Raw genomic sequence first — 12493 nt, forward strand, 5'->3', positions numbered from 1 at the left:
CAGCGGAACATCCCACGTGAGGCTCCAGCCTCGCGTGGGGTGTGGGTGGTTGAGAAATCAGCCCTCGGAGGCGTACGTAACGAAGTCTGTCCACGCGTCCGGCGTGAGCACGAGTTGAGGGCCGCCGCGGCTCTTGGAGTCGCGGACGTGGACGGTGTGGGGCGCTATCGCGATCTCGACGCAGGAGTCGCCCTCGGGACCATCGCTGTAACTGCTCTTGAACCACGCCAGTTCGGAGGCGTCACCGGCAGCGGTCTCGCAGTTCATGTTTCTCCCAGCAGTTGCTCGATGAAGGCCAGCGACTCCCGCGGCGAGAGAGCCTGAGCACGGATGGTGCTGTACCGCAGCTCAAGGATGCGCAGCTGCTTCGGTTCGGAGGTCGGACGGCCGTTGAACGCTCCATCGGAGCGCCCTACCGCTGTGCCGTCCGCGAACTTCAGCACATCGATCTTGCCGCTAAGCCCGGGGTGCGCCCCGGAGTCCGTGGGCATCACCTGAAGCGTGACGTTTCGCAGCCGCGCCACTTCCAGCAGGTGTTCGAGCTGCTGGCACCACACCATTGTGCCTCCAACCTGCCGACGCAGCGCCACCTCTTCCTGGACGAAGCTAAGCACCGGAGCAGGGTCCCTTTTGAAGATCGACTTACGGCCCATACGAGCAGCCACCAGGCGCTCCACCTCAGCCTCCGAGTAGCCGGACTGGGACACCTCGAACAAGGCCCGCGCATGCTCCGGTGTCTGCAACAGGCCATGGATGCTGAGTCCGACGTACACCCCCATCTCAACGGCCTTGCCCTCCAGCTCCGCCAGTTCCCGCACCTTCTTCGGATACCGGACCTTCTCCACGTCCTCCTTCATGGCCGAGAGCAGCCCAGCCGCCCTCAACACCTTGTCGGCGTCGTCCAGATACTCGGGCCGGGGAATCCGCTTGCCGCCCTCGATCTTGTAGACCAGGTCCTCGCCGTACCCGACGGCCGTTCCGAAGTCGGCGGCCCGCATCCCCACCGCCTCTCGCCGCAGCTTCAACTGCCGCCCCACGGTGGCGATGACCGCGAGCCCCCACTCGTCGTCCGGATCCACCTCCCAACCCGGCTCGTCCGCCTCGCCCTTGAGCCGTACCGCCTCGCCGTCGACCGCCATCGCGCGCCTCTCCGTCGTAGCCGTGTTTTCCCGCCGCCCTACCCGCGAAGTCCGTCCCGACAAGCCCGGACACGACCGGACAAGCTCTGGACAGTCACCCTACGTATCGAATTCGTCGCTCATCACGGTAGGCAGAAGCCGCCACGCTGAGTGACATGAATCAAGAAACCGCCGAGCCCGAAGCCCAACTCGACAGCCCCATCCGCAACTTCAGTCAGCTACTGTCCCCAACGCCCCGGGGCGCCCGCCTCGCCCGCCTTCTCGCCACCGAGCAACTCCGGACCTGGGGCCTACCGTTGCACCCGGCGGACCACCTCGTCGCCGAGCTGGCAGCCAACGCCGTCACCCATGGCCGCATCCCAGGCCGGGACTTCCGGCTCACCCTCTACGTCGTCGTCGACACGCTCCGCATCGAGGTCACCGACACACGCGGTGACCGACTCCCGTACGTCCAAGAAACCGTCCCGGACGGCGAGTCCGGCCGAGGCCTACTCCTCGTGGACACGCTCGCCGACCGCTGGGGAGTGGTCCACGGCCCCGCCCCGCGCAAGACCGTCTGGGCCGAAGTCGCGATCCGCCCGACCGGAACGCGGCCCGTCACGTTCCGGAGCCCCACCGCCCGGCCCAACGCGTGATCAAAGCTTTTCCATGACGCCGGGGCGAATACCCAACCCCACCCCACCGAACCTCTACAGGAACCTTGGTCACCCGGAAGAGTGGCATTCTCCAACTCGGCTGGATTCCAGGCCCGTTCACTGGCATATGCTCGCCGCGATCACACAACCGCAGACATGCGACGGCCCTCGCCGGGACTGGCATCCCAATGCGAGGGCCTGACCACCGAGGAAGAGAAGAGCTTCCCGATGGATACCCAGCACCCTAGCGCGCGCTCCTGCGCGCAGCCGCTGAATCCCCGCGGCATCACCCATATCAACATCCCCCACACCACCCGCTTCACGATCGTCGGCAACCATCTCGCCCAGCACCGGCAGCTATCCCTCACCGCGATGGGCCTTGCCCTCCACATCCAGTCGCTGCCCGAGCAGGCCCGCGTCGACATCAAGACGCTCGCCGACCGGTTCCCCGAGGGCGAGACGCGTATCGCCGCCGCCCTGCGGGAGCTGAAGGCCCACGGCTATCTGGCCCAGGTCCGCAAGCGCCTCCCCAACGGCCGCGTCGTCACGCACACGGTGTCGTACAACCAGCCCCAGGCCCTCGCCCTGGCCCAGGGCCCCGAGAGCAGCCCCACACTGCCCACCTCCACGGCACCGCCTCGGCCGGCCTCCGTTGACGTACCGCCGCCGCCCTCCGAACCGGAACCGGAATCGAAGCCCGAGCCCGAGCCCGGCCCCGAGCCCACGACGCCTCCCCCCGCCGTCCCCCAACCCCACATCCAAGCCCCCGCTCCCCGCACCCCAAACCTCCGACCTGGACCGCCACCGCACCGCCACGGCCCTCCTCAGCACGCTCCACCACCACGACCCCCGCCTCCTCCTCTCCGAGCGCGCCGTCCACGGACTCGCCCCCGCCGTCGCCGCCTGGCTCGAACGCGACGTCCGCCCCGACGCCGTACGCCACGCCCTGACTACGGACCTCCCTCGCGAGCCCGTCCGCAACCCGGCGGCGCTCCTCGCCCACCGCCTCACCGCGCTGATGCCCCCTACTCCGCCAGTCGCGCCGCCGCCCGGTGACGGCCCCTCCGCCCCTCCGCCGCTCCACAGCTGCGAAGGCTGCGAACGCGCGATCCGCACTCCTCGTCCAGGGGATTACTGCCGCGACTGCCGCGATGCGGGCCTCGGTACCTCAGCAGCAGCCTGAACTGCCGGACGGTAAAAGCGACTTCGAATGTTATAGCCTTGTTTTAGAGTGATCATCGTGACAACAGACCTTTTTCCCCTAATCGCTTTCCTGGACGGCGCCCATCCCGAGCTCGCCGCGATCGGCGAGCGTTACTGGGCCCTTGCGGGTTTCCATGCCGAGACCGGTCTGCCCGTCTGGTGCGAGAAGGCTTCGGACATCGAGACGTTGGGCTGGGGAAACCGGCACTACGTGATCGCCGCGGCCGGAACCCGCGCGGTCCTGGACGGCCGTACCTGCCCCGAGTGCGAAGGCCCGCTGAGTCTGGTGTCGCGGACGAGCCTTCAACAGGTCTGTCTGGGGGACGACACGGTGGTGTGCGCGGACTGCACGCCGTCACTCGCCGAGTTCGTGCGGCAGTTGACCGATCCTTCCCGGCAGCAGAAGCGCACGGCCGCGAAGGAGAAGGCGCGGCACCAGTCCGCGGCCCAGGAGGCACGCTCCCGCTGGGAACAGCTCTGCCAGGAGGCCCTGGAGGAGGAGTATCCCTTCCGTCTCTTTCCGGAAGCGGACATCCCGGCCCGCGTCGGCGTCCGCGAGATGCTCGCCACGCTCGCCCTGCTGCGCTACGCGCCGACCGCCGCCCCGTTCACCGCGTCCGCCGGCTGGAACACCCCACTGCATCCTGACTCCGCCACCACGAGAGCCCTCCTCAACGGAACTCTCGCGGCCGGACTGCTCCGCATCCACCCCAGCAGCCCGCCCAGCGCCTTCGTCTGGCAGCCCGACTCCTTCGAGAGTGCGCTGCGTGAGGCCGGAGGCGACCTCGACAACCTCGGCGATCCCGCGCACGAGGGCAGCTACTACCCGCTCCGCGCCCGCTTCTACACACCGTACGGCGCCAGCATGGGCACCGCCGCCGAGAACCTGGACGTCCATCTCACGGCCGCCCTCGCCCCCGCCGCCCTGACGGCAGCACGTCAGGACGATCTCCTCGATGTCACGGTCGAACTCGTCGCGGAGGAGGCCCTGCGCTATTTCACGCACCGTCTCGACGAGCTCTACCTGCCGGAGGTTCCGGAGAACCAGTCCACCCGGATCAAGGAGGCCGCCCACCGCGTCGCCGAAGTCCGCCCGCTCGGCGAGATCTACAACCTCGTATGGCGGTCGACACGGGCGGCGGCGGAAGGAGCGCAGAAGCATCCCCGCGCGCCGCGCACCAACATGACGACGTACGCGCTGAACCAGTTCGAGACCCATGCCCAGCGCGCCTGCGACGATCCAGGCTGGTCGATCAAGCCGTTCAGCGAGATCGCGGCCCTCGGGCTGACGGCCATGACGCGCGTCCTGTTCTACGGGGTGCTCGACCAGCCGCCCTTCGAGACGTCGCTCCCCGACATCGCCGCGGGACTCCCACCCGCCCTCCCGGCCCCTCCGGACCCTGCTACCGCGGGCCCCGGTGAACGGCCCGAAGCGCTGGACGACATCCTCGGTACGCTGACCGACTACCCCGAGGCGTGGAAGCCCGAGAGAGTCCGCGAGCTACTTGGCGACCTGAGGGAACGCTGTGCGGACGAGCCGGACTGGCACGTCGACAGTCACCTGATCGGACGCGGTGCGGCCCGCCTGCGGCGGCTGTACGACCGGCTCGCTCCGGCTCTCGGGACACGGCCGGCGGCGCTCGCCGCCCTCGCTGCCACCCCGCTGCTCGACCGACCGATCGTCACCAACGGCGAGAGCACACCGTGCGGCCCCTGGATCGCGGACCACCTGATCGATGGTCTGCTTGGGCTCGGTGAGGCAGACTCGGACACTCAGGCCGGGGACAACCCCTCGACGGAGGAAGAGGCGGGCGTCCCGTAGCCCCCCCCGGAAGGCCGGCCGGCGGGCCAGGATCACGACAGCTCGGCCCACGTCCCCATCGTCGCCTCCAGCGTCCAGATGCGGACCTCTGCCTGAGCACGGGCGGCGTACAGATCCCGTTCAGCGACAATGCTCAGGTCACCCGTGCCGAGTTGCTGACACACCGCATGCTCGGCCAGGTCCATGCCGGTGGTGCCGCCGTCGCACAGCGCGCTCAGGAAGGCACCGTCCCAGGTGCGCTCGTGCATGACCCATGGGGCCGCACCCAGGGCGGTCTTGCGCAGCATGCTCATGAAGGCCGCGGCACATGTACGGCGGGCAGTGCCGTCCTTGATCTGGAAGACGTGATTGCCGGTCTCGACCACCGTCGCTGTCGGCAGCACGAAGCGCACCCTGGCTTCCAGCCGGGCTTGCATCTCCGCGAGGACATGCACGCGGTGATCGTTCATGTAGGGAACATCCAGGATCTCGACGAAGACCGAGGTGTCGAGGAAATCGACGATGGGGAGCTGAAGCCCGGACTCGCGGTGCTTGCTCACGGGCTCACAGACTCCTCAGGAAATCCTCGACGCTGGTCACATCGGTGTCCCGGGGACGCACGGCATCGGGCAGACGCCCCTTGGTCACCGCGTCCCCGAGATCGCCGGCCGCTAGCAGGTCCACGTATCCGGGCAGCTCGGTGAGCCGGGTCAGAAGGCTCTCGCCCGACTCCGGGTCCCGGCTGCAGACAACGACACCCGAATGGTCCTGTGCGGTGAGGGAGTTGAGCAGGGCCGGGCTGTGCGTGGTGAACAGCACGTCGATACGGCGTCGCTGCGACTCCTCCTTCATCAGGCGCAGCACGCGCGCGGCCTGGGTGGGATACAAGCCGTTCTCGATCTCCTCGATCACCAGATGGCGCTGGGCCCTGGGAAGCTCGTCATCACCGTCGGAGACAGGAGCACTGAGCAACGCCGTGCCGAAGGCCAGGAAGCGGAGCATGCCATCACTCAGGAGCCGCGCCGGGACGTCGTGCTCGGCGCCGTGATATCCCGCCTCACGCAGGACCAGCTGCACATCGCCCAGCTTCGTGCCGACGCTGCTGACTCCCCGCACCGGATACTCCGGCATTCCCGCCACCAGTTCCGTGAGTCGCTCGAAGGCGACGGGATCAGCCTGCTTCAGGCCCGCGACCGCAGCGCTCAGGTTGTCGGCGCTGCGCCTGAGCTCCGTATCGCGCGCATTGACGTACTGCCGCATGAGGTGCGGAACCGGGTCGAGCAGGAAGACGTCCCTCAAGACCGCGAGCACGTCCTGTGCGGCCCGGTGCACGAGTTTTGTCGCTTCTGTGGTGGCGGGCAGCCGCACCGGAACCTGGCTTGTCAGCAGACGGTCGGCGGAGAACGGAACGCCCGGGTCCAGACCACGCCGTCCGTTGAAATAGCGCACGTTGAGATCACTGCGGCGCGGATCCACGGGATCGCTGGCGAGGAGCGAGCGGCCTGCCGCGAGCCGACGGCCGCCGTAAGGCACGCCTTCGACAGCTGTCAGCTCCTCCCGCAGGATCCGTACCTCCGAGGAGACCGCGATCTCGACGTCGAGGTCGAAAACCGCACCGCCAGAGCGCACCCGGCACCCGAGTGCGAAATGACTCTCCCCGAGGGGGGCGCACCCCTCTGCCCCACCGCGGATCGGTTCCTCTCCCCCGCTACGCGGTCCGTCCAACGCATCCCGCACCGGCTCACCGAGCGCCAACCGGGACAGCACCATCAACGCATCCAAGCTGTTGGACTTGCCACTGCCGTTGCGCCCGATCAGCACCGTGAGGTCCTGTAGGGGCAGGCGCTGGTCGGTGAAGCTCTTGAAAGAGGTCAGGCGCACCTCCTCCAGACGGGGAGTCTCCACTGGCCACCTCTCTCGGTCACGTCGACCTCGCATGTCCGTCCCCAGCTAAGCAGCACCCTTCAAGAGTCGTCCAACGGCATCCCGCCGCGCCGCGCAATCGTCACGTACGTACCCACTGCGCCGGGGTACCCGCCGCGGTGAACGCGAACCCCGCCGATGGGTGTCCGGCAACCACATCGGCCTGGCGATGCGCGGCGACGCCTCCTTCGCTGCTCCATCCTCCTCGGACGCCATGGCCGACTTCAGAATTCGCCCGAAAACGGGTCGGAATTCCCTCCCCAGTGGAACCGTAGGCCTGCCCCCCGGCCCGCGTCGTCCGGCTTCTCAGCTCCGGGGCTCGTCGCGTTCGAGTGCGTCGAAGTCGATCGGCTGATAGCCCGGGGCGTAGCCACGCAGGAACGCGGTCGCCTCCGTCGGCAGGGGCGGGGTCGCGATCACCGCGTACTCCAGTACGCGCTTCGGGGCGAAGTACTTCCAGAACTCGTACTCCGGCTCCCCCGCCGCGAGGCCCGGATACCGGTCCGTGACGCCGAGGCTGTCCAGGAGTTCGGGAAGCGTGGCGTCGGCGAGATCCGCCATCGGCTCACGCGGGAGCACGATCCGCTCCACACCGGGGTCGAGACGAGGCTGCTTCCCCTGCGCGATGTCCTCCAACTGGGGCCGGTCCAGCACGTACCAGGGCCCGGCGAACTCCTGCACGAGCCAGCTGTCCCGGGTGTCACTGCGATGGATGGCGCATTCGTCGCCCCGGAAGATCTGCTCGACGTAGCCGAGACCGGGCTGGATCAGGGTCTGGGTCTCGCCGGCCGCCTGATACGTGATCTCCCTTCCGTGTCCTGTCGCGATCTGCGCGAACTCGGCGGCGAACTCCGACCGGACTGGCGAGGCACGCAGGCAGGAGAAGTGGAGCGACCCGACCACGAACGCGTGGTCCTCCTGCCAGGTCGCCCGCATGAGGCGGTACGAAGGAACACTGGTGGCCCACCCGGGGATGTGCAGGACGAATTCCCCGCAGAAGACACACGAAGCGTGTTCATTGCTCATTACAACTTTCCCTTTCCGCGGCGCGGTTCATGCCAGATGTGCACATCGGTCATCCCATTCGCACGGGAACGATGAACCCCAATGGATTCACCGGACCACCCTCAGGATATGTCCCCTGCGGCAGCTCACGGATTCCCGCACCGTCGAAAAATCTCAGATTTCCGTCCCTGCTGACGACGACTTCCATATGATCCGACGCCTTGTATTCCAGGTCCCGCGACATGCTGTTGGGAATTCCCCGCGCCTCTTCTATTCGGTTGGGCGGTCCGGGAATTCGGTCTTCCGGGTGCGTATGGGCGATGAAATCGTAGTCCTGTCCCCTGAGGTCCCGTGGAATGGAACTCGTCCGCTCCGTCCCCCGGAAGAGACGCAGGTCTCCCGCCGGATTCTGGATGATGGCGTGCTCGACCCCGTGGAAGCTCTGGAGTTCGGAGAGATGGGAAACATTCACCTCTCCGGGCCGGATGGGTATGTGCCCGTTCTCCAGCGCCCGGGTGAGCTGCCTGGCCTTCGGGGACAGCGCCCGGTAAGGGATCTGGCCACCCGGCATGCGGGCTGCGCCCTTGAAGACGCCGCTCATGCCGCGAACGCCCTCGGCCATGCCCTTGAGCCCGACCTTGAGCCCGTTCATGGTCCGGAGGCCCTTGAGCCCCTTGGCGAGTCCGCCGACGGTGGTGAGGCCCTTCATGCCGGGTATACAGTCCAGCGCCGCGAAGGCCACATCCCACAGGGATGCCTGCCCCTTCATATATTTGTTGAGGGTGTCGGCCAGGACGACGAGGGCGGCGATGAGCACGATGGCGCCGAGGATGGGCCCACCGATAATGAGGGCGATGATCCCGAGGACGGCGACGACGACCTTGCACACGGCGACGATGGTGTCCCAGTTGTCGACGAACCAGTCCCCGACCTCCTCGTACCACTTACGGTTGGGGATCCCCGCGTCGGAGGCTTCGTCCAGCTTCCGCTTGGCTTCCCCGGCGGCGTCCTCGCGCATCTTCCGCGCATCCGCGGCCATCTTCTTGGCCGCGTCCAGCGCGTTGGAGGCCGAGGTCACATCCGACTGGGCGGACGTCTGCGCGGACTCGGCGCTCTGCGCGTCCCTCGTCGCGGCACGGACCTTCGACTCGTCCGGCTTCGGGACGTCCTTGCCGGCGTCGTTGTCCTCTTTGTACTTGTCCGCTTCCTTGTTGGCCCGGGTCACCCACGAATCAGCCGAGGACAGGCGGGACTTGGCGGAGGAGAGATCGGCCTGCGCCTCCCGCCCTTGAGCAAGGGCCTTGTCGGCGAGAGCCTGCGCACGCTCCAACTGCGGCCAGTACGCGGCCAGCGCGTCCCCGGCCAGGTCGTACGACTTCTTCAGCTTCTTCAAGTTCTTCGGAACACCCGAGAACTCGTCCCGGAACACATCGGCGGTCTTCCCCACCATCGACAGGACGGCGTCTTCCTCCGCCATCCCCTTGACGAGACGCAGCGCGTCCTGCACATCGTCCGCGAAGTCGTGCAGGCTCTTGGCCAGCGACTTCACCCGGACCGGATCCCCCGGCGTCGGATCCTTCTCCAGATCGAGGACATGCCAGTCCGTCGGCCGATAACCCGCCACGCCTCAACCCCCGTCACAACTGCCCCGTACGAAACCGTACGCAGCAGCGAATTTACTAGGCGTCGGCGTCCCTCGCATGCAAGATCAGTTCGGATCCCGAGGTCAGGCCTGCCGGTCGAGCTGCTGTTGGGGGCTCCGACGGAGCGTCCGCAACTCTGGGCCTCAACTCTGGGCCTCGCGACGGCCTTCGGCCTGCCCCCGGGGCGAGGCAGGCGGCCAACTTGGCTGCCGGCCGCGGGGCTTCGGACTCCGCAGTGAACGCGAACTCCCCGCCGGCCGGGGGTACTCGGCCCGAGCAACCCACCACACGCGCCCCACAGTCTCCGTGAGGAATTTCCCCACCGCACCCCTTCTGTTAGCCAGGTCTGGCTATCTTCGCCTCGCCCGGTCCGGTACAGGAGAGGCCCATCCATGAGCACCCCGATCCACCGCACCTCGACACGGCAGTCTGCAGCCGTCCTGACGTCGGCCCAGCAGCGTCGGGACGGGAGCCGGACCGGGAGTACGTCCGCACGCTCGACGGAGCACGCCCTCCTCGCGATGCAGTCCCGCGCCGGCAACCGGGCCACGACCGCGGCGGTGCAGCGCGCCCGGGACACCGCCCGAGACCCCGCCCGGGACACCGAGAGAGACGGGGCGGCGGAGAACGGCGGCGCGTCCGCCGGAGCGAAGAAGAAGAACTATCGCGACCGGATCGCCGCGCTCCTCGACAGGTTCAAGAAGAATCTCGAACCCATCGACACCTTCATCAAGGGCTTCCAGACCCCCACCAACGCGGCCTTCACCCAGCAGGCCGCTGTCTCGGCCAATGAGGGCCTCAAGCACTCCACCGCCGCCTCGGGGACCTCCGCGGCGTCGGGGAACCTCCTCACGGAGGCCGCCGGCACCGTGGTCAGTGGCATGGACGCGTACAAGAACATGAAGGACGCCAAGAAGCACGAGACCGGGGCCAACCACCACACGGCGAAGAAGAGGGCCAAGACCAAGGGGGCCGACGCGGTTGTCGGCGCCGCCAATTCGGGAAGCTACAGCGCCGCCATCGCCAAAGAGGTGACCAAGGTCCAGAAGGCGGCGGACGCCGCGGTGGCGTCCGAGGCGAGCGGTATCGCCAGCGCCTCCATCGGCGCGATCAAGGGCATGCGGTCCGCCTTCCGCGTCGGGGGAGCGGCCAGCAAATACCGGCAGATCAAGAAGCTGGGAGACCCCCACGTCGTCCAGGCCGGGTCGCTGGCCCGGCTGAACGAGTCGCGGGAGCAGGCCGGCTGGGCCGCCGCGGAGGCCTACGTCGCACTGGACGCCTACTGGGCCCACGACGGCCCGGAACGACTGGAGCTCGTCTCCGAGGCCATCGACGCCGCCTGGGAGGCGATGGGCGAAGCCCGTGACGCCGCCGAGACCCTCCAGCGCGCCGAAAAAGACGTGGAAAAGCTGAGCACCGTGCAGGGGTACGCGAAGAAGAAGCAGCTCACCAAGATGGGCAAGGAGACGGTCAGCGGCGGGGGCGAGTCCACCAAGGCCGCCGCCGGCATCGTGACGGCGGTCGCGGCGGGAACAGTCGGACTGGCGAGCAACCCGGTCGGATGGGGCCTCGCCGGGGCCGGGGCCGGCCTCGTCCTCGGCGTCACCATGTACAAGGCGCTCCGCGCCGCCACGAAGCGCTACGAAGAGGTCCACCACCCCGAGCGCTGGGCGCCGAAGGGTGAGACCCCCGAGGAGGCCGCGTCCCGCAAGGAGTCACTGAAGCATGCCCTGAAGTTCTGGAAGAAGGTGTCGAAGGGCGAACGCCAGGCCATGGCGCGCGAGATCTACGCCCTGGCGGCGGGTCCCGACATCTCCGGGAGCGGCAGCACGACGGCCGAGATGCGGGAGTCCGCCAGATCCCTGCTCATCGCCCTCAAATCCGGCCCCGCCAAGCACAAGCTGGAGCCGGAAGCATGGGTCGAGACCCTCAACGACCCATCGAAGACCGCCGGTTGGATCCAAGAGATAGCGGAACAGCTGGCCTCAGGCTGACCAGCCCCGCATCAGAAACCGGCCCAGCCACGGACAAGGCCCCTGGTCAACGTCAACGCCCCGCCGCCAACCCCTCCCGCACAGCCCCATAAGCCGGCTTCCGTCCGAAGTCCTCCCCCGTCAGCGTCGCCGCCCCCTGCCCCGCGAAGACCCCGGGCACCCACGAGTACTTGTCCGTGAACCCCCACACGGTGAAGGACTTGCAGCTCCGCGCCCCCAGGCAGGCGTCCAGCAGCCCCCGGAAGTACGTCGCCTGCGTGGCGAGCTTCTCCGCATCCGCGGGCAGGATCATCCGTACGTCCACCTCGGTGAAGGCGGTCTGCATCCCCAGCCGTTCGAACCGCGCGAGGTTCCCCGCCACCTCCCCCGGGAAGCCGTACTGGATCGCCAGGTGCCCCTGGATCCCGAAGCCCTGCACCGGAACACCCTCCGCCCGAAGCCGCTTCGCCAGTTCGTAGTAGGCGGTCGACTTCGCGTTGACGCCCTCCACGTTGTAGTCGTTGAGGAACAGCTTCGCCTTCGGGTCAGCCGCGTGTGCCCAGCGGAAGGCGTCGGCGATGTACGACGGCCCGAGCTTCTGCAGCCAGATCGAGTTCCGCAGCGAACCGTCCTCCTCGAAGACCTCATTCACCACGTCCCACTGCTGGATCCTGCCCTTGTACCGCTTGACCTCCGTCGTGACGTGCTCCCGGAGGATCCCCCGGAGCTCCCCCGCTCCGATCGAACCGTCCGCCACCCCCGTCGTCAGCCACCCCGGCAACTGGCTGTGCCACACCAGCGTGTGGCCGCGGACCACCTGCCCCCGCTCCCGCGCGAACCGCACCAACGCATCCGCCCCCGACCAGTCGTACGCCCCCCGCGTCGGCTCGACGGCCTCCCACTTCATGACGTTCTCGGCGGTGACGGAGTCGAACTCCCGCCCGGTCGTCCGCCGATACGTCATGTCCTCGCCCAGCGCCGCCATGTCCACGGCCGTACCGATCCGCAGGTCGGCACGTTCGGCAAGCGCCCGCAGCGAAGCCTTCCCGCCCTGCGGGGCCTCGTGCGCCGAAGCCGTCTGGATACCTGTGAAGCCCGTGACCAGCAACGTCACACCGAGCAGCCCGACAACAGACATGCGGAAGCTCTTCATGCGCGGTCCCTCCCATGA

At 68.0% G+C, this 12493-nt stretch carries 10 protein-coding genes and 1 pseudogene; 3 read left to right on the forward strand and 8 right to left on the reverse strand.

What is annotated here, in order from left to right; translation table 11 throughout:
• Nucleotides 1-57 precede the first annotated feature (57 nt).
• On the reverse strand, nucleotides 58-267 hold the full coding sequence (locus tag ACFWXQ_RS40480; protein WP_383935598.1) for a DUF397 domain-containing protein: 210 nt from the start codon (nucleotides 265-267) through the stop codon (nucleotides 58-60).
• Nucleotides 264-1139: a helix-turn-helix domain-containing protein gene (locus ACFWXQ_RS40485; RefSeq protein WP_383935599.1), complete on the reverse strand. Its 876-nt coding sequence runs from the start codon at nucleotides 1137-1139 to the stop codon at nucleotides 264-266. Before ACFWXQ_RS40485 ends, ACFWXQ_RS40480 begins: the two co-directional genes overlap by 4 nt.
• Before the next feature lie 155 nt (nucleotides 1140-1294).
• Here ACFWXQ_RS40485 and ACFWXQ_RS40490 point away from each other — a divergent pair, with 155 nt between their 5' ends.
• A complete protein-coding gene (locus tag ACFWXQ_RS40490; protein WP_383935601.1) occupies nucleotides 1295-1774 on the forward strand; it encodes an ATP-binding protein in 480 nt (159 codons plus the stop codon).
• Between the two features lie 357 nt (nucleotides 1775-2131).
• Here ACFWXQ_RS40490 and ACFWXQ_RS40495 read toward each other — a convergent pair whose 3' ends face one another.
• Complete coding sequence (locus ACFWXQ_RS40495) at nucleotides 2132-2326, reverse strand: hypothetical protein (RefSeq protein WP_383935603.1); 195 nt, start codon at nucleotides 2324-2326, stop codon at nucleotides 2132-2134.
• A gap of 688 nt (nucleotides 2327-3014) precedes the next feature.
• Between ACFWXQ_RS40495 and ACFWXQ_RS40500 the strand changes: the two genes are divergently transcribed.
• The gene (locus tag ACFWXQ_RS40500) at nucleotides 3015-4799 is read left to right on the forward strand and encodes a hypothetical protein (protein WP_383935605.1); all 1785 of its coding nucleotides are present in this window, start codon (nucleotides 3015-3017) and stop codon (nucleotides 4797-4799) included.
• 32 nt (nucleotides 4800-4831) lie between these two features.
• Here ACFWXQ_RS40500 and ACFWXQ_RS40505 read toward each other — a convergent pair whose 3' ends face one another.
• The 4 genes and pseudogenes from ACFWXQ_RS40505 to ACFWXQ_RS40520 form a co-directional block, all read right to left on the reverse strand.
• Nucleotides 4832-5338 (reverse strand): hypothetical protein, encoded by a 507-nt coding sequence (locus ACFWXQ_RS40505; protein ID WP_383935607.1) that lies wholly within the window; start codon nucleotides 5336-5338, stop codon nucleotides 4832-4834.
• 4 nt (nucleotides 5339-5342) lie between these two features.
• Nucleotides 5343-6683: an AAA family ATPase gene (locus tag ACFWXQ_RS40510; RefSeq protein ID WP_383935609.1), complete on the reverse strand. Its 1341-nt coding sequence runs from the start codon at nucleotides 6681-6683 to the stop codon at nucleotides 5343-5345.
• A 324-nt stretch (nucleotides 6684-7007) separates the two neighbouring features.
• Nucleotides 7008-7727, reverse strand: coding sequence for a hypothetical protein (locus ACFWXQ_RS40515; RefSeq protein WP_383935611.1), 720 nt, complete (start codon nucleotides 7725-7727; stop codon nucleotides 7008-7010).
• A 574-nt stretch (nucleotides 7728-8301) separates the two neighbouring features.
• Nucleotides 8302-9330 (reverse strand): annotated as a pseudogene (locus ACFWXQ_RS40520) (putative T7SS-secreted protein); the annotation flags it as partial.
• 411 nt (nucleotides 9331-9741) lie between these two features.
• Between ACFWXQ_RS40520 and ACFWXQ_RS40525 the strand changes: the two are divergent.
• A complete protein-coding gene (locus ACFWXQ_RS40525; RefSeq protein ID WP_383935613.1) occupies nucleotides 9742-11343 on the forward strand; it encodes a hypothetical protein in 1602 nt (533 codons plus the stop codon).
• Nucleotides 11344-11395: 52 nt separating this feature from the next.
• Here ACFWXQ_RS40525 and ACFWXQ_RS40530 read toward each other — a convergent pair whose 3' ends face one another.
• The gene (locus ACFWXQ_RS40530) at nucleotides 11396-12475 is read right to left on the reverse strand and encodes an endo-1,4-beta-xylanase (protein ID WP_383935615.1); all 1080 of its coding nucleotides are present in this window, start codon (nucleotides 12473-12475) and stop codon (nucleotides 11396-11398) included.
• Nucleotides 12476-12493: the final 18 nt, after the last annotated feature.

Source organism: Streptomyces sp. NPDC058697, from assembly GCF_042715345.1.
Classification (GTDB): Bacteria; Actinomycetota; Actinomycetes; order Streptomycetales; family Streptomycetaceae; genus Streptomyces; species Streptomyces liliifuscus.